Source organism: Dysgonomonas termitidis, assembly GCF_042654545.1.
Lineage (GTDB): Bacteria > Bacteroidota > Bacteroidia > Bacteroidales > Dysgonomonadaceae > Dysgonomonas > Dysgonomonas termitidis.
Window position 1 is genome coordinate 1 of the sequence record NZ_JBHSGN010000015.1, and the last position, 17429, is coordinate 17429.

Sequence of the window (17429 nt, forward strand, 5' to 3'; positions counted from 1 at the left end):
GTTTTTTCAGGGGTCAATTTAGATTTGGCACGAGGGGGCAACGCTCACTGGATTTTCCATGAAGTTCCAATAGAAGATAAAATTAATGATAATTTATATTTCAGAGATTCTTATCGGCAACTAAAACTTGCGATGGAAAAGATGGGCAATCGGTATTATGCTTTACTCTATAAGTCTAAAGAGATGTACTATCATAGAAAAGAATTGAATTGGGGATGGGACAAAATCTTATTGTACATTAATTATTTATCAAACAACAATGGAATCAGTTGGATTAGAGGAATATTTTTCACATTAACTTGTGCTCTAATAGCATTTTTGTGTCTTAATTTCCAAATGAAAGAGCCCTTATTTCATTGGACTACAGATGCTTCACTTGAAGATACATTTGAAGCAATAAGATTTAATGCTGAATATTTTATTTCATATCTCTCTACTTATCCTATTCTAAAATTAGATGGACTAAAAGAAAATTGGGTTGTTGATTTAATAGTATTGCTATCTCGTATCTTTGTGAGTGTAGGCATTTATCAGATTATTACGGCCTTTAGAAAATATGGAAAATAATTATTCCACTATCTCCGCAATTTCTTTATTAGATATTGAATTTTTTATTGAGATTCTTTCAGTTCACTATTGGATAAATTATCTTATAATTCATTTTCTGCTAACAAGGCTCTTGCCTATATCGGCAAAAGTGGCTATATTTGAAGCTTATTTCAAGTGAAATTTGCCGATAACAGCAATTTATATACTTTATGCAATATTTATCAGTCAGTCAGTTTGCGCAGAAATGGGGTGTACCTGAAAGAACTATTCGCAACTATTGTGCGACAGGAAGAATAAAAGGAGCTTTCTTAACAGGTAAAACATGGAATATTCCAGAAGATGCCCTTTTACCACAGAAAAGTAGTAGTTTATTCAGTGATAATCCTTTGCTCAATATCCTTAAAGAACAAAAGGATATGAAGTTGAAAGGGGGGATCTATCATCGTACACAAATTGACTTAACCTACAATTCCAATCGTATAGAAGGAAGTAAGCTGACCGAGGAACAGACCCGCTATATCTTTGAAACAAATACAATAGGAGTAACCAATGAAACCATTAATGTAGATGATATAATAGAAACATCCAATCATTTCCGTTGTATCGACCTGATTATTGAGAAAGCAAAGTCAAAACTTACTGAATCATTTATAAAAGAATTGCACTATATACTTAAATCCAGTACATCGGATAGCCGAAAAGATTGGTTCAGGGTAGGCGATTATAAAAAACTGCCTAACGAGGTCGGGGGAATGGAAACATGCCCACCCGAGGAAGTCCAAAATACGATGAAAGAATTACTCAATAGCTATCATTCCAAAAAAGATAAGACGATTGAAGATATAATTAAGTTTCATTACAAATTTGAATGTATACACCCGTTTCAGGACGGTAACGGGCGTGTAGGTCGCCTCATTATTTTTAAGGAATGTCTGGCTAATAACATTGTACCCTTTATCATTGATGAAGATTTAAAGTGGTTTTATTATCGTGGGTTGCAGGAATGGGAAAAAGCACATGGTTATTTAATTGATACCTGCCTGACAGCCCAAGATAAATATAAAGACATACTTAACTATTTCAAAATAGATTATTAAATATAAAAACAAAAATGCTATCTTTACACTATCGCTTAGGGAGGAAAAGTCCTCTGATAATCACTTTCAAAACAAAGTGAAAATCGAGTGAAAAGAGAAAAATACTACATAGCTAATATGCTGACAGCATACGGGTTAGTTGATTAAAAATAAATCCGTCAACGCCCACCAAAAGGTGGAAATGTCGAAAGACAAGCAAAGCCAACAAAAGACAAAGAGTCTGATTATCAGTAGATAGTCAGACTTTTTTTATTTCCATGTGCAGACATAAAAAGACAAAAATTGACTGCGGACATAATTGTAAATAAAAACAAAGATTACTGGGCTTTTGCAATAATAACCAATGAGTTGTATAACTTTGAAGAAAAGTATGGGTAATGATTTGGAAACTATTTAATTTCTGCGGTTTGCACCATATTTCAAAGCACTCGGATAACTGGAAAAAAGATACAAATATAATGTTTATACAGCATACATTTCAAGTTGTTCATAAAAGATTCCGGCATACAAGAACTGCGTGATTGCTAACCCCCGTACAAGAATTACAGTGGAACATATAGTCCATAACTTCCGTCCAAGCGGCATATTTTTCATCATCCATGACATTAATATCAGAAGCGTTAAAAGTGAAGTCCACCCCCACATTCTGAATGACTGTCAATCCATTTGTTGTGACATCATGCTCTATCTCTTCCGGCATAGTAAAGAAAAAGACATCAGGCAAAACATCATCAACACCTTGACTGAGTACAAGTTCGTTCGTTTTCTTGTTTGGATAGTTCGCTTTCAAATTTTCGTCAATGCAACCTCTCAGATATGCGCCAATTTTATTGATATATGCAAACATTATAAGACCATTTGTCTTACAAATGCGCTTACTTTCCTGAATTACTCTTATCCTTTCTTCTCTCGGGAGATGGTACATTGGCCCAAAAACTAAAACGACATCAAAAGTATTGTCTGCAATATCAGGTAAGTCCGTGGCATCACCGACAGATACACTTAAATATGACAATTCTTGTTCTTTGATTTTCTTTTGGAACTGCTCAACATGTCTGGGAGTTATATCAATCCCATGATAGGATTGGCACTTCTTTGATAAATAGAAGCCATAATAACCTGTCCCGCAGCCTAACTCAGCAACAGACATATACGGCTTAATATATTGGTCGAGCAGTTTTTGCGTATAAATAAATTCTATCTGCTCGGCTTTTGAACCAAACGCCCTTTTATTTTCATCAAAATTGTTATAATTTGATATTATGGATTCTTCTTTCATTACCTCTATCCTTTATAATCACTGCAAATTTAGCAAATATCTGTCAACCACTCAGGCAACCGAAAGCAAAAATATCACGGGTAAAAGCCGGATGATTTTGTCAAATACGGCAAGTATGACATGCGTATCCGGGATAAAATACGGGTTGAAAATGGCTATATAACCAAAGCTAAAGTCAAATGGTACGGCGGCGATACTTTTGCTTACCTATACCTCTGGAAAGTAAATAAAGCAGACACAGAATATAAGGAAAGCTGGAGCAACCTAAGGCTGCCGGAAGATAACACGGAAAATAAACAGCGAAAGCCGAATCAAAATATTGCTCAAAAAAGGGAGAAGAAAAATGGTCTGGGATTTTAATTGTTTTTTGGAGACTGTCAAATCATTTTTCTTTCCGTCCCAGTTGGATTATATAATCGCAATACTCCGCAACCGTCTCACGATGGGTAATAAAAATTAATGTTTTGTCTTTCGTTTTTGAGATAAGCCTTTCCATCAGCAACTGTTCCGTTCCTTTGTCCAGTGATGAACTAAACTCGTCCAGAAGCAGTATATTGCCGGCACGAAGCAATCCCCGGGCAATACAGATGCATTGAGCCTGTCCTTCACTCAGCCCCGCTCCTTTTTCCCCGCAAACGGTATCTATACCATCAGGCAGGCCATAGACAAACTCAGCCACTGCGGTTGTTAATACGTTTCTTAATTCTTCTTCCGTTGCATCCGGATTACCCAACAGGAGATTATCCCGTATCGTTCCGCTAAGCAATGTATTTCCCTGCGGTACATAAACCATATTGCAACGGGTAAGCGGACTTATTACTATCTCCTGTTGCCGGTTGTATATGTATATCTTCCCCTTCTGCGGGTAAAGCAAGGAAAGGATCAACCGGATAAGGGTGCTTTTGCCCGTACCTGTCTCACCGATAATTGCCGTGCGGCTGCCCGGAATAAAATCGAAAGAAAAACCCTGTATTACCTGCCGGGTACCACCGGGATAAGTAAATGAAATATTTTCGATGCGAATACCCGTACTTCCATCAAGGGTTAATTGTACCCCTTGCTTTTCCAAAGGAATGTCGCTTAACTCTTTCAACCGTTCTGCCGATGCAACAGATTGTGCTATTGATGGAATGTAACCGCCAAGATCGACCATTGGGCGTTGTATCTGTCCTACCAATTGCAGGAAAGCAGTCATAACCCCAAAAGGGACCGAGCCTTCATAGATTCCGTTTACTCCCCACAGAAATGCAATGACATATCCTGTGGCAAAACCTGCCATAACCAGTGTGCGCGAGAAGAGTGTGAAGCCAATGCGTTTCAGGGATTGCCCATACAGTATATTTTGAAGCAATCCCAGTTTACCTATAACCATATCATTTTGCCCGAGGGTTTGTATAAGTACCTTGTGCTGTATCTTTTCCTGTATGTGCGACTGTATCCGGCTCTCAGAGGTTCGTATATCTTTTGTGAGATATCTCATTCTTTTCATATAATATTTACTTAACAGCAAAAAAACAGGCATTATAAAAATCATTATCCAAGCCATTTGTGTATCCAGGCGGGTAAGGAAAAGAAAGGCGGCAAACAGCTGGAAGCAGGCAACAATCACAGAAGGAAGTATTTTGCAGAATGTCTCGGATACAAGCCGTACATCCTCTTCCATACGGTTGAGTATATCTCCGCTGTGGAAACCTTCTTTCCCGCTCCAAGCACTCAACATCGCATTCGTGAACAGTTTATGCCTCAACTTGTTTTTAAGGCATATGTCATTCTTGTTTTCCAAGTAATTATTCCATGCCGAAAGCGATAATTCTATGGCGACAATTACAATCAACAAAGCTGTATAATACCCGATACTGCCATCTGTGGTATGGCTGGCAATATCTATAAGCTGTTTGCATACCCATACGAATGACAGGGATACGCATACACGCAATATGCCTGTTATACTATTGAAGAGGATAGGCAAGCGTAATCCTTCAGTAGCATTCCAGAGCCAGTGTATGTGCTGCTTTAACCCCATCCTGCTTATCTGCCTTTGAGGATATTGCTTATACCGTTACCCCAATAATATATATAGAACAATAATGACTCTTTTGGAAAAATAGAAAGGCAACCGCCTATCCATTTCTGCCTGATATACAGCGAGTGTAGCTTACCGGCCAGATATCCGGCCGGGTGTTTGCCATACTCCGTGTTATAATACCCGAAATTTCCCGTTTGAAGAATTTTGCTTAATACTAGCAGTGAGTCTCCCTTATACTTTTCCGTATAAAAAGGAAAATCTTCTTTGGGTAATCCCAGTTCTTCTACAACAATACAGCCGAAAACTTGCCACGGTTTTAATAAACCAAGGGCTTTCAGGTCTTTCATCAACTCCTGTCTATCTATGTGCCCGTGAAAAATATAGAGATATATCGCCCAATCGCATAGTTGGCGAAGGCCTATACCTCCTGCTATAAAATGATGATATGCATGGTTGAAAATATATAAGGCATTGAAATTGACAGGTGGCAGGGATATATTTACTCCATTCAGGTTCCATGTTTGTAATTCATTCCCCCTGAGGTGTTTTTGCGTCCATCTTTGGAATTCGGCGTTTGCAAACGGATTATGTAATTTTTCCACTAAAAAGTGAAGCTCGATAGTTACTCCTCTCAAATAAAAACTCTCATGTTTGGGACTTTTCTTTTTTGTTTTATTCTCAGGACTAGCACCTGTGCCAAGCAAAATTTCAACCGCTTTCTCACAATTTTCCTTACCCACATACAGGTCGATATCCCCACATTGCCGTCGCAATGGGTTTGGATAATTTTGCGCCACACCCTGCCCCTTCAGTAAAACAGGATTAATACCTTCCATCTGCAGTTTGGAAACAATCTTTGCCAGTTGTTTATTCAGCAGTTCATGGCTTTGCTCAATACGCATAACGGTTTGGTACAATTTACGCATTAAAGGTATAGGTGGCTGCTTATCCACTGGCAATTTATCAATACCATCATATACTATTCCTGTGACTGTTTGCATAGCTGCCATTTTTAGCATGGCTTCCCAATCGACAATATCAGAGAACAGATCTGCATCTACCGGACTACCCCACAGACCCGAACGAAGTAAGGCGAATAATTGCTGTTCGGTTTTATTCATCATTCTTCCGCTATTCCTGCTTTGATCCAACTGTCTGCCACATCAGCAGCATCCGCAAGCGCCTGCTCGTCTGATATATCGTATTTTGCTATTAACAAACCGGTAAGCGTTTGTACTTCAAAATCGTACCCTTCGACTTCCTGCCAGAGATATGCCGCCGATTTGTTCAGCGCAATCAATTTGTTGAAATCCACCTGTTCCAGTCCTTCACCCGAAACAATATATTCCCTGCCTATGGTACGCAGGCGCAATCCTTTTTTTGTTCTCATATTCTTCTGTATATTGCCAATAAATATTTCCTCACAGGTAGCAGCATGCGCCAAATACGCCCTCTGCCACAGTTGACAGGCCTGCTATTATGTACAATAAAAATAGCCCGTCCGTGAACGGCTGATAAACCGCATTGTTCTGTTCCGGTCAAATTGCCATCGCCCATTAAAACAACAACATTGCCGTCTATCCTGATAATACGATGCAGCACAAACCGGCTTTGTCCGACCTCAGCCAGCACAACATCGCCGCGACGATAACTCTCTTGTTTTTGTAATACCACACTGTCGAGCCCGCCAACGATAAACGGCAGCATCGAGTTCCCTTTCACTTTCAGCGTAACCTGTTTGCCTCCGGCAAGCAGGACGGCAACTTCGGACATTAATGTTTTGTCGGGCAGGGTTACCGTCCTCATCGTATCGTATTGTAGCATAGTCTGGCGGCAGCGCTGTCGGGTAGACAATCCAAGTGGTAACATCCTACGGTTGCAATCAACTTCTCCACGGAACAGTGTACGCCCGTCGCTACCTGCTCCTCCCACCGCATAGATGAACAGGATGGAAGCACGGCAGCGTATGCCTGCAATGAAGATAGCGATTCTATTTGGTTTTCAGGTGCTTGCCGAAGTTTTATAATACCTCGCAGCGGAACCGACTCGCTTTTATAGCAGGGTGTCTTGCCGCTCCACGGCGAACCGAAAATGTATGCTTTACCGTCAATAATACGAATCACGGGATTATCGTCATTCAACAATTCGCTACCCTCTATATGGTCGAGCCACAAGCGGCTATGCGTACTTTTCCCTGTCCTGCTTTTACCCAGAAAAACAAAACCTTCGTTACTGTTCTTAATGACGGAGGCATGGATCAGTAATGTGCCGAGACTGGAAGCCGCAAAGGCATAGAGCAGCATCAGGCAGTTATTGAGACAGAAAAAACGGTGTCGTTCGTCACCGGGCAACTGAACTTGTGCTTCTTTAAAAGAGGCATCTACATCCATCGTACAATAATGGTTGTTCCCGGGATAGGCTATCCGGAAACGGAAATTGCCTTCTTCCGACTTGGATATAGCTGTCGATGCTATGTCATCATCGAACCGGCCGACTTCCGAATAAGCGCATGCCATTGATAAGCTATCTGTTACCGACAGATGAAACAGGTAACTTTCCGCCTCTTCATTCAAGAGAAAAGGATGATAGTTACCTAACCCGTTTGCCGGGAATTGACTGTTTGAAAAAGATAGCCGGAAACTGTGTCCGGCTACTTGGTAATTCATGCTTTTCATCTTTATTCATTCGACACTTAAAAATCCCGTATCCAACGGAAATTCATACCCCAAGCATTGCCTTTAGGACTAGTGCCGGTACTACTATCAAGCAAATTAATATAAAAGAATCTATCTGAGGATGCTTCTGTTGAAGACAGATAAAATCCAGAAAAAAAATCGTTGGTTACTCCGATAGCCTTTCCGCCTATTGCCGTAATCTTTGCATTGAATGCTGTGCGAGCTGCTGCACACTCTGCCGAATCAAAATCCGGCATGCTACTCATCCAAGGATCATAAACCTTGCCGCTATACCCTGCGAAAAGCATTTTTAATTCATCACGGGCAGGCAGATACCAGGGGCCATTCTCGTCACTGTCGTTTATTACAATATAAATATATTGGAACGGAGGATAGTCATCATCGAAGGTGGTCAAATTACCCTTATATTTGGCGATCATGCTCCTTGTTGCCAGTACCCCGGCTGTATAGCTACGAATGCCGGCTACTCCGGCTGCTTGCTCATCATTGACCAAACCCCATATCCAGTTAGGGACGGGTATTTCTCCCAGCCCTACTACCTTGCCTTGTGTGCCGAAACTACCGGGCTTTACCCAGAATACGATTCCTTCGGGGTTGTCATCGTCAGGCCAGTAGTCGCCAAGGGCGTAGGATGTCCCTGCTGCATTAAGATCGCTGTTATCCACTTTCAGCTGGAAATAATAACTTTTGCCCTGCTCTATGCCATTGGAAAGAAAATCGAGGTCGGTTCCGATATTATATGTCTTACTGGTAAGATAGTTATTTGTTCCGTCCGTAAAGGATAGTTCAATAATCAAGTCATCTGAACTTTCAAACGCATTCGCGGCTGTGGGTAGCACAGCCATGTAGCCTTCACACTGGTTTTTTCCCTCTTTGGTTGCAAAATTTTGAGCATCACCGGTTAATTGCAGGCTCAAAGCGGGAACCATCATATCAAGAGCATAATAGGTTAGCGAAGTCTCATTGATATGCAAATCGCCCTGGGTAGCAAATACAGCTTTGCCGGAACTCAACCTGACATTGATATTCGCTAACTTAAGATCATTATTATCGGAACTGTTCCAAACGGCAAAACGGATTACCGAGCCAAGGTGCTTGTAGCTAAGATTGATGGGGCTGACGCCATCCACTGCTACATTATTTGTTGCTTTCATCGCCATATATGCTCCCAGATGCATTGAATTGGCCTCATTTTGAGTTTGATTAGCAGGCATGTTTATCATAGGATTTCCAACAAATTTCCATGCCGAAGCAGGGAAAAAACCATAAACAGTGTATTCGCCGTTGTCGATAATATCAGCTTGGACAACATTGAATGCGGTGCTGCTGCTCTGTACGCCTGCCGAAACTTCCGCCGCATATTCCGCTTTTTTATATTGAGAAATATTAGACATGCTCGGACTCCTGAAAAGAACGGTGGTGGCATCACCATTGCTCCAATAGAATTTTTCGCCGAGTATGTAGTCGTTGTCCTCTATTACACCTGATTTGGTGGTTACACTTTCTTGTTCCACAGTGGCGATAAGTTGTGGAGCCGAGCCTTTCCTTTCGGGCTGCTCTGTGATAATTTCATCATTGCTACATGATCCAAACAGTATCGCACTAACAGCAAATAGAATATGTAGTTTTTTCATTTTTTTGATTGAGATATTATTTTCACATTCCAAATTTTCATTACCATGGGGTTCCGCCTCCGGGATTGTAGTCTCCGCCGCCCCCCGCAAGGATACTGCTTTCCATTTCCATTTCGATAACTTCGATTTGCGGTTTTTCGTAAGCCTCTTTCGCTTCTTTGTGTGAGTAATTTTGTTCTTGGTTTGTTTTCATTGTTTTCTTTTTTTATTAGTTAAATATTAAAGTTAATATCGGTCTGCCCCTGTTTTATCTTTCTATAGTCTGTAGGGGAAGTATTGTACATGGCCATAAACTGCCGTTGAAAAGTGCGTACTGTCCCAAAGCCTACCTTTTCAGCTATTTCTTCGATAGTTAAGTCTGACTGTTCAAGCAGAATAACTGATTCTTTCAGGCGAAGCCTGATGTATCGCGCCTTTCATTTGTTCCCTGTTGCAATAGGCCGCCAACAGATTGACGTATACCATGCCTTCTTCCTTTAGATTATTCTGGCTTCGGGCTTTCTGGATATATATATGTTAATTTACAACCATAGCTTTTGCTGTACAGGCTGAGATATATCCAGAACAAATCTATTTGTTTTGTAATAAATATCTTTTTATAGCTTGTTATTTTTCGTTTGACAATTCAAAAAATAACAAAACAACTTATGAAAAGATGGAATTTAAACAGGCTTCTGCTGTTGTTTGTATTGGGAAGGGGTTAAACCTGTTATTTTTTGAAATTGCTGGTGAAAATTTGCACGGTGGTTAAAACCGACTAGTTCACGTACTTTCTCTAGTGATATATCCGGATTTTCTTTGAGTATAGACTGTGCTTCACGGACGCGCAATTCTGAACGCCATGTACGAAAATCGGTCTGCATGTATGTTCTGAAATAATATTGAAGAAAACTATGGTTTACATCAAGTGATTCAGCTATTTCATCAACACTGATATCTTTTTGGGTGAATTTCTTTTCTTCTACCCATTTATCCAAAATGAAACTGAACTTCTCGATTTTTTCTATCTTGTATTGAGGGTTACACTTATCACTTATTTTTTCACTTATTTTCTCGTTTTGATTGATAACAGGAATCGCAAATTTAAAATCTATCTGGTAATTATAGAACCGGCTGACCATATATGCATAATAGGCTGTATATAATATTGAAAACAATATATAAAAATAAAGATTGAGAAACAAGGATGTTAAAGCGAGTACACCAATTATTAATGCCCCATAAAAGGAAAGATTCACCCATCTCAGGCGAATATGTTCATCCTCGTCGTAATATTCTTCCAACGAGCGCAAACACACATTATATTTGAGCCTGAATAAATATGTATAAAAAGAAAGCTGGGAAAGATATGCAACCACAACTATATAAAAAACAAGGTTATATATGAAGTGCGAAGTGGAAAATAAAGTAAGAAGTAGAAGGACAGCAACGAAGGTAATGATTCCTAACTGAACAAATATTTGTTTGCGTTTAATATAAAGAGGCTGTATTAAAGTCAATATGGTGTAAGTAAACAGTAAGGCCTGATATGATGCTATAATCAGGGTGCAGGATGCCATTAGCAACTCATTTTCGGTCTCTTGTTGCGAGAGGAAACTCACAAATCCGGATATTCCCAGAACGAAGTAAGAAATAGCCAGATAGTTTCTTGAAAAACGTAAATTGTCAAGTTCTTTATCGGGAGCAATATGCAATCCGAGTAACATTACTCCCAGTATAGTAACCGTAAACGATATGGCAAATGTTAATATATAATAGAATGTAACAGGATCGAAGATATCCATAGCATCTTATATTTGGCACAAATGTAATTTATTTTAAGGATAAGACAAAGGATTGCTTACGCGATAAGTATATGGGTTCAGGGTAAATACGTTCTACAAATCGATTCATAACAGGAATTATTTTCTATATTTGTGATAAGAGTTAACATATACCTCATTTGCAACCTTAAAAAACTGTCAATATCGTTTATTTCGTTTTGAATCTTTCTTTTTTCGCTTTAAATAGCAATGTATAACAGATAAACAAACAAAAGATTATTTTTATAATCTAAAATACCATTATAAGATGGAAAGAAGGAGGTTTATTCAAGCGGCAGCGCTCTCCGCTTTAGGGATTATGGGGAAAGGGATTAAAGCATCGGCCAGTGAACCGAAAACCCACCCTGACGGGTTGAGAAAGGTACTGGGTAAAACAGGGTTTAGTATTTTTCCGGTTGTCTACGGCGGAATTGTATCGATGCGGGATGGACAGCCTGCATCGGACAACTATGTCTCATGGGCGGTCGACCGTGGCATCAATTATTTTGATGTAGCGCCCAGCTATGAAGACGCACAGGAGAAGCTGGGAAATTCCCTAATCCCTTACCGTAAAAATATTTACCTTGCCTGTAAGACCGGCAGGCGGATGAAAACGGAAGCGGAACATGAATTTGAGGCATCGCTGAAACTATTGCATACTGATTATTTCGATGTATATCAGATGCATGCCATGTCTACGCAAAAAGACATCGACCAGGCATTCGGCCCTGATGGCGTTATGGAAATGATGATACGTGAAAAACAGGAAGGCCGTATCCGTAAACTTGGCTTTACGGCACATTCGGAAGAAGTTGCCATAAAAGCTATGGATTTATATGATTTCGATACCGTTATGTTTCCGGTAAACTGGATGATGAATATGCACAATAAAATGGGCACAGCCTTATGCACACAGGCGAAAACTAAAGGAGTCGGAGTCCTTGCGATAAAACCGCTTATCCATCGCCATTGGAAAGATAATGCCGAACGGGAAGCCTCAAACTATACGAAAGCATGGTGTAAACCTATAGATACCGCTACCAATAAAGAATTAGCCATAGCAGCTATCAAATATACATTTCAGAGCGGACCGGACGTTATTATTCCTCCCGGAGATTTTAAAAGCTTCTCGTTTGCAGTCGACCATATTGATGAAATACTGAATAATCCATTGACCCAAGACGAAAAAACCTTATTAGAAAAAGAATATAGCGAAGTAAAGGACTATCCGTTTTTTTAATCATTTAAATAATATGATAAGGTTCAACGAGCTGTTAATATTCCTGGCTCCGGTACTTTTCATTTTATCCTGGACAAAGCTATTTTGAAAACCATGGGAGAAAGGATTAAAACTGCATCCTGGCTAAAAACAAATTTGACGTGCAGAAGATACATTATGATAAGTGGTGATATATAGATATAGAAGAATAACATCAAAGTTTATTTATATGAAGAAAGTAATATTCTTAATTACGGTATTGGTAATGTCAATAACGGTTTTTTCACAGAATAAGTCATTCTATGATTTTAAAGTGAAGACTATAGAGGGAAAAGATTTTGATCTTTCCAGCCTGAAAGGCAAAAAAGTACTCATTGTAAATGTTGCCTCAAAATGCGGGCTTACTCCTCAATATAAGCAACTACAGGAATTGTATGAGAAATACGGTCCAGAAAAATTTGTTATCATCGGATTCCCTGCCAACAACTTCGGATCGCAGGAACCCGGCTCCAATGAAGAAATAAAAGAATTTTGTTCATTGAATTATGGCGTTACTTTTCCTATGATGGCCAAAGTATCAGTTAAAGGGGAAGATATCGACCCGCTGTATGCCTGGTTGACAGAAAAAAGCGGGAACGGAAAACAAGATGCCGGCGTAACCTGGAATTTTCAGAAATTCATGATCGATGAAAACGGTAACTGGATAGCATTTGCGGAACCCAAGGTCAATCCTTTCGACAAATCTATAATCAGTTGGATTGAGAAGTAGAAGAAGTCTTTCTTTAATCGATCAATGAAACATTTGAAATACAAGAAACCGTAAAATAAGATATGTCTGAAATCAGTCCGGTAAAACCCAAAGAAAGGTATGTAATTCTCGATGCATTAAGAGGAATGGCATTATTTGGAATCTGTATTGCCAATTACCCTGAATTTTCGCTCTATTCCTTTCTAAGCAAGGATGTAACTTCAGCCATGCCCACGGCCGGCATCGATACGGCGGTGAAATATCTGCTGTATATTTTTGTTGACGGTAAATTCTATACCATTTTCTCCCTGTTGTTTGGAATCGGTTTTTCGATTATACTCTCCAATGCTACCCGGAACGACCGTAATAATTTGAATGTATTTTACCGGAGAATGGCTGTTCTGACATTAATCGGTCTTTTCCATTTATTGTTCATCTGGGCAGGGGATATCCTCTTACTCTATGCAATTCTGGGATTTGCCCTTACCTTATTCCGGAATATGCCGGATAAGAAGCTGTTGATATGGTCTGTTGTATTATTGGCATTTCCTGTTCTTATAGATGGATTTACACAGATATACGGATGGAATCTTGCCGCTCCTGTCATAAAGGCAACCGGATATTTTCATGGCAAATATGGGATAACGGAGACAAATTTTCCCGTATGGCTCGCGGATAAACAGAATTATGCGGATATACTTAAATTTAATATTGCAGGCTCTTTTATCCGTATGCAGGAGTTTATTGAAGGAAACCGTGTATTTAAAGTAATGGGATTATTTTTGATTGGCTTATATATCGGAAGGAACCGCGTGTATGCCAATTTGGAGAAAAACAAAAGTCTGTTGAAAACCATCCGTTTTTATGGATATATTATTGGACTGCCCGCCTCCTTGCTTTATGCCTGGAGTGCGATGAACGGGCATCCTTTGGGATTAGCCGCCCACTCGGCTGTATATACCGTCAGCGTATTCCCGCTTAGCCTGGCATACATTTCAACCATCTGTCTGTGGCATATTCACCGTAAAGAGCATATCTTATTTAGAGCGATGGCAGCTCCCGGCAGAATGGCGCTCACAAACTACATCATGCAATCTGTTTTCGGTATAATAATTTTCTACGGAGTAGGATTCGCACTGGGAGCTACACTAGGACTAATATACGTGGAGATGATCGCCGCTGTAATATTCCTTTTACAGATAACTTACAGTCATCTGTGGCTATCCGGATTACAATTCGGTCCATTGGAATGGGCCTGGCGTATGCTGACCTATGGAAAATTTTTGAAAATCAGAAAACAACAAGTTTCATAAGCTACTATAGCCCAATCTAAATGATATATATAAATAAACTAACTAATAAATAAATCTTGAATGGAAAAAACAAAAGAAGTAATCAGCAACACATTTTTCGAAGGTGAAAGGCCATTATTTGCTACAGACAATTTACGTCTTGTAAATATAAAATTTTATCCCGGTGAATCTGCCGTTAAACAGTGTAACAATATAGAAGCATACAAGTGTGAGTTTATGAGTAAATATCCTTTTTGGCATAATGACAATGTATTCATTGAGGATTGCCTGTTTACCATCTATAGCAGGGCTGCTATATGGTATTCAAAAAATGTAAATATGATAAACTCACTTGTAGAAGCTCCGAAAATGTTCCGTGAAGTGGATGGATTATATCTTGAAAATGTGAAGCTCCCGAACGCCGGAGAAACGATCTGGAATTGCAGGAATATAAAACTCCGGAATGTACAGGCACATGGAGGTGATTATATTTTCATGAACGGTGAAAATATCGACATTGAGAACCTGTACCTGCAAGGGAATTACTCTTTCCAAGGTACTAAGAATGTAGTCATTCGCAATGCGCATCTTGATACAAAAGACGCATTCTGGGAAACAGAGAATGTAACGGTTTATGACTCTGAAATTAACGGCGAATTTTTAGGGTGGCATTCTAAGAATCTCAAGCTCATTAACTGTAAAATATCCGGAACGCAGCCTCTCTGTTATGCAACAGGGTTAGTTATGGAGAATTGTACGATGGCAGACACATGTGATTTAGCTTTTGAATATTCAATATTGAAAGCTGACATAAACGGCCATATCCTTAGTGTGAAAAATCCAAAAGGAGGAAGTATAAACGCAAAAGGGATTGGTGAAATAATCATTGATAAAAACTGCCAAAATCCGGGTGACTGCAAGATAAGCCTGGAAGAAAAAATCTAAAGCGAATGAAATATAATTTTGACAAAACAGTTATTCGCAGGGGAAGTAATTCCTACAAATGGGATACATCAAAAGACGAAGAGATACTTCCGCTGTGGGTAGCTGATATGGATTTTCAAACGGCACCCGAAATTATAGATGCATTGCATAAGCGCGTGGAACATGGTGTTTTTGGGTATACAAAAGTACCTCCGGCATATTTCGATGCAACAACCTCCTGGTTTCAAAGAAGGCATAATTTCACCATCGATAAAAAGTGGATATTATTTACCTCAGGTGTCGTTCCTGCGCTATCAGCTATTATCAAAGCCTTATCAGAACCATACGATAAAGTTATTGTACAAACACCTGTTTATAATTGTTTCTTCTCTTCCATTCGCAATAATCAATGTATAGCCGAACTGAACGAACTAATATATAAAGATGGGGCCTATAGCATCGACTATGAAGACCTGGAACGGAAGGCTGCCGATCCAAAGGCTAAGCTGCTGCTGCTTTGCAATCCGCACAATCCCGTAGGAAGGGTCTGGAAACGGGAAGAGCTGCAACGTATCGGGGAAATATGCCTGCGCAATAATGTAATTATCATTTCAGACGAGATACACTGCGACCTCGTTTATGAAGGCCATACACATATACCCTTTGCGTCTGTCAATGAAGAATTTCTGCAAAATTCCGTTACCTGTATTGCTCCTACCAAAACATTTAATTTGGCAGGGATACAGGTTGCCAATATAGTAGCTGCAGATGAGAAGATCAGGGCAAAAATAGACAAGGCTCTCAACATAAACGAGGTCTGTGAAATTAATGCTTTTGCTGTAGAAGCCCTTATTGCAGCCTATAATAATGGTGAGGACTGGTTGACAAGCCTGAAAGCCTATTTGTATGAAAACTATACCGTACTGACCGGATTCTTCAAAGAATATCTTCCGCATCTCCCGGTAGTAAATCTGGAGGCAACTTATCTGGTATGGGTAGATTGCTCGGCCTTGCAACAAACATCTAAGGAAATTGCAGAAACCTTGCTGGCGAAAGAAAAGCTATGGGTAAACGAAGGAACCATGTATGGAGAGGCTGGAAAGGGTTTTATACGTATCAATATTGCTACCCAAAGAGAAAATTTGATCAGAGCCTTGGAAAAGATAAGGAATGTATACGGAAAATGAAGGTACAAGAAGGAATGGGTAAAAGGACAGTAAGCATTATTATTGCGTATTTCCTTATTTATGTAGTCTGGGGTTCCACCTACTATTTTATAGGAGTAGCCCTGAAAGGCTTTTCGCCATTCCTTCTCGGAGCTTTACGATTCACTGTTGCCGGATTGGTACTTTTATTCTGGTGTTGGTGCCGGGGTGAGCCTGTTTTTAAAAAAACACTTATTCGGAAATCTGCTGTAAGTGGTATTGTATTACTGTTTATAGATATGGCGGTGGTCATGCTTGCCCAGAAATATGTCAGCAGCAGTCTTGTGGCAATTGTTGCAAGTTCTACTGCCATTTGGATTATGGCGCTGGATGCTCCTATGTGGAGCAGGAACTTCCGTAATCCGGCTGTAATAGCAGGTATGGTTATTGGTTTTCTTGGCGTCACGTTGTTGTATTTCGAGCAATTTAACCAAAGCAGCAACCTTAATAACCATAGTGAATACGGAATATTACTCCTTCTGTTCGGATGCATATCATGGGCATTGGGAACACTTTATGCTAAATACCGTTCATCAGGTGAAGAAGAAGTGAATGCATTTGCCGGCTCTGCCTGGCAAATGATTTTTGCCAGTCTTATGTTTTGGATATGTGCCGGATTCAGCGGAAATATAGCAGGAACAGACCTGAACACAGTACCGGCCTCAGCGTGGCTGTCATTAATCTATCTGATCATATTCGGTTCCATTTTAGCATATTCCGCCTATATCTGGTTATTGAAAGTGCGTCCGGCTACCGAAGTGGCGACCCATGCCTATGTTAATCCTTTTGTAGCTGTTGTTATCGGGATGACATTTGGTAAAGAAATTGTTACATGGATACAGATAGCGGGCTTAATTGTGATTTTACTCAGTGTGACGTTAATTAGTAAGAAAAAGAAAAGAAATCAGGAATGATAAATAAACGAAAATTGTTGCGGAGCCTTAAAACGGAGTCAATA

Annotated in this window: 19 protein-coding genes; 9 read left to right on the top strand and 10 right to left on the bottom strand. The window is 39.8% G+C overall.

The features are described from left to right. The coding region (locus tag ACFO6W_RS02520) for a hypothetical protein (protein ID WP_379993743.1) at positions 1 to 567 on the top strand (567 nt) is incomplete at its 5' end. A gap of 191 nt (positions 568 to 758) precedes the next feature. Next, positions 759 to 1646, top strand: coding sequence for a Fic family protein (locus ACFO6W_RS02525; RefSeq protein WP_379993745.1), 888 nt, complete (start codon positions 759 to 761; stop codon positions 1644 to 1646). 487 nt (positions 1647 to 2133) lie between these two features. Here the strand turns inward: ACFO6W_RS02525 and ACFO6W_RS02530 are convergent, their stop codons facing one another. Beyond that, positions 2134 to 2925 (bottom strand): class I SAM-dependent methyltransferase, encoded by a 792-nt coding sequence (locus ACFO6W_RS02530; protein WP_379993747.1) that lies wholly within the window; start codon positions 2923 to 2925, stop codon positions 2134 to 2136. A 120-nt stretch (positions 2926 to 3045) separates the two neighbouring features. Here ACFO6W_RS02530 and ACFO6W_RS02535 point away from each other — a divergent pair, with 120 nt between their 5' ends. Beyond that, positions 3046 to 3285 (top strand): hypothetical protein, encoded by a 240-nt coding sequence (locus ACFO6W_RS02535; RefSeq protein ID WP_379993749.1) that lies wholly within the window; start codon positions 3046 to 3048, stop codon positions 3283 to 3285. Positions 3286 to 3307: 22 nt separating this feature from the next. On the opposite strand, the gene ACFO6W_RS02540 is transcribed toward ACFO6W_RS02535, so the two are convergent. From ACFO6W_RS02540 to ACFO6W_RS02580, 9 genes are all read right to left on the bottom strand, one after another. Beyond that, positions 3308 to 4948 (bottom strand): ABC transporter ATP-binding protein, encoded by a 1641-nt coding sequence (locus tag ACFO6W_RS02540; protein WP_379993751.1) that lies wholly within the window; start codon positions 4946 to 4948, stop codon positions 3308 to 3310. A gap of 5 nt (positions 4949 to 4953) precedes the next feature. Continuing rightward, positions 4954 to 6075, bottom strand: a complete 1122-nt coding sequence (locus ACFO6W_RS02545) for a nucleotidyltransferase domain-containing protein (protein WP_379993753.1) — start codon at positions 6073 to 6075, stop codon at positions 4954 to 4956. Continuing rightward, positions 6072 to 6341, bottom strand: coding sequence for a PqqD family peptide modification chaperone (locus ACFO6W_RS02550; protein WP_379993755.1), 270 nt, complete (start codon positions 6339 to 6341; stop codon positions 6072 to 6074). The genes ACFO6W_RS02545 and ACFO6W_RS02550 overlap by 4 nt, the downstream gene beginning before the upstream one ends. Then, entirely contained in the window at positions 6338 to 6757 is a 420-nt protein-coding gene (locus tag ACFO6W_RS02555; RefSeq protein ID WP_379993756.1) for a S24/S26 family peptidase, read from the bottom strand. The genes ACFO6W_RS02550 and ACFO6W_RS02555 overlap by 4 nt, the downstream gene beginning before the upstream one ends. After that, positions 6754 to 7617: a hypothetical protein gene (locus tag ACFO6W_RS02560; protein WP_379993758.1), complete on the bottom strand. Its 864-nt coding sequence runs from the start codon at positions 7615 to 7617 to the stop codon at positions 6754 to 6756. Before ACFO6W_RS02560 ends, ACFO6W_RS02555 begins: the two co-directional genes overlap by 4 nt. 26 nt (positions 7618 to 7643) lie before the next feature. Beyond that, positions 7644 to 9281 (bottom strand): hypothetical protein, encoded by a 1638-nt coding sequence (locus ACFO6W_RS02565; RefSeq protein WP_379993759.1) that lies wholly within the window; start codon positions 9279 to 9281, stop codon positions 7644 to 7646. Between the two features lie 40 nt (positions 9282 to 9321). Beyond that, positions 9322 to 9474: a hypothetical protein gene (locus ACFO6W_RS02570; protein WP_379993760.1), complete on the bottom strand. Its 153-nt coding sequence runs from the start codon at positions 9472 to 9474 to the stop codon at positions 9322 to 9324. Positions 9475 to 9493: 19 nt separating this feature from the next. After that, the gene (locus tag ACFO6W_RS02575) at positions 9494 to 9685 is read right to left on the bottom strand and encodes a helix-turn-helix domain-containing protein (RefSeq protein WP_379993807.1); all 192 of its coding nucleotides are present in this window, start codon (positions 9683 to 9685) and stop codon (positions 9494 to 9496) included. Positions 9686 to 9943: 258 nt separating this feature from the next. After that, positions 9944 to 11065: an AraC family transcriptional regulator gene (locus ACFO6W_RS02580; RefSeq protein ID WP_379993761.1), complete on the bottom strand. Its 1122-nt coding sequence runs from the start codon at positions 11063 to 11065 to the stop codon at positions 9944 to 9946. 286 nt (positions 11066 to 11351) lie between these two features. Here ACFO6W_RS02580 and ACFO6W_RS02585 point away from each other — a divergent pair, with 286 nt between their 5' ends. From ACFO6W_RS02585 to ACFO6W_RS02610, 6 genes are all read left to right on the top strand, one after another. Further along, positions 11352 to 12323: an aldo/keto reductase gene (locus ACFO6W_RS02585; RefSeq protein WP_379993762.1), complete on the top strand. Its 972-nt coding sequence runs from the start codon at positions 11352 to 11354 to the stop codon at positions 12321 to 12323. Positions 12324 to 12531: 208 nt separating this feature from the next. Beyond that, positions 12532 to 13071 carry a glutathione peroxidase gene (locus ACFO6W_RS02590; protein ID WP_379993763.1) on the top strand — a complete coding sequence of 180 codons (540 nt, stop codon included), beginning with the start codon at positions 12532 to 12534 and terminating at the stop codon, positions 13069 to 13071. Between the two features lie 749 nt (positions 13072 to 13820). Further along, positions 13821 to 14363 carry a DUF418 domain-containing protein gene (locus ACFO6W_RS02595; protein ID WP_379993764.1) on the top strand — a complete coding sequence of 181 codons (543 nt, stop codon included), beginning with the start codon at positions 13821 to 13823 and terminating at the stop codon, positions 14361 to 14363. A 60-nt stretch (positions 14364 to 14423) separates the two neighbouring features. Beyond that, the gene (locus ACFO6W_RS02600; RefSeq protein ID WP_379993765.1) at positions 14424 to 15287 is read left to right on the top strand and encodes a DUF3737 family protein; all 864 of its coding nucleotides are present in this window, start codon (positions 14424 to 14426) and stop codon (positions 15285 to 15287) included. Positions 15288 to 15292: 5 nt separating this feature from the next. Next, a complete protein-coding gene (locus ACFO6W_RS02605) occupies positions 15293 to 16453 on the top strand; it encodes a MalY/PatB family protein (RefSeq protein WP_379993766.1) in 1161 nt (386 codons plus the stop codon). Continuing rightward, positions 16450 to 17385 carry an EamA family transporter gene (locus ACFO6W_RS02610; RefSeq protein ID WP_379993767.1) on the top strand — a complete coding sequence of 312 codons (936 nt, stop codon included), beginning with the start codon at positions 16450 to 16452 and terminating at the stop codon, positions 17383 to 17385. The genes ACFO6W_RS02605 and ACFO6W_RS02610 overlap by 4 nt, the downstream gene beginning before the upstream one ends. Positions 17386 to 17429 lie beyond the last annotated feature (44 nt).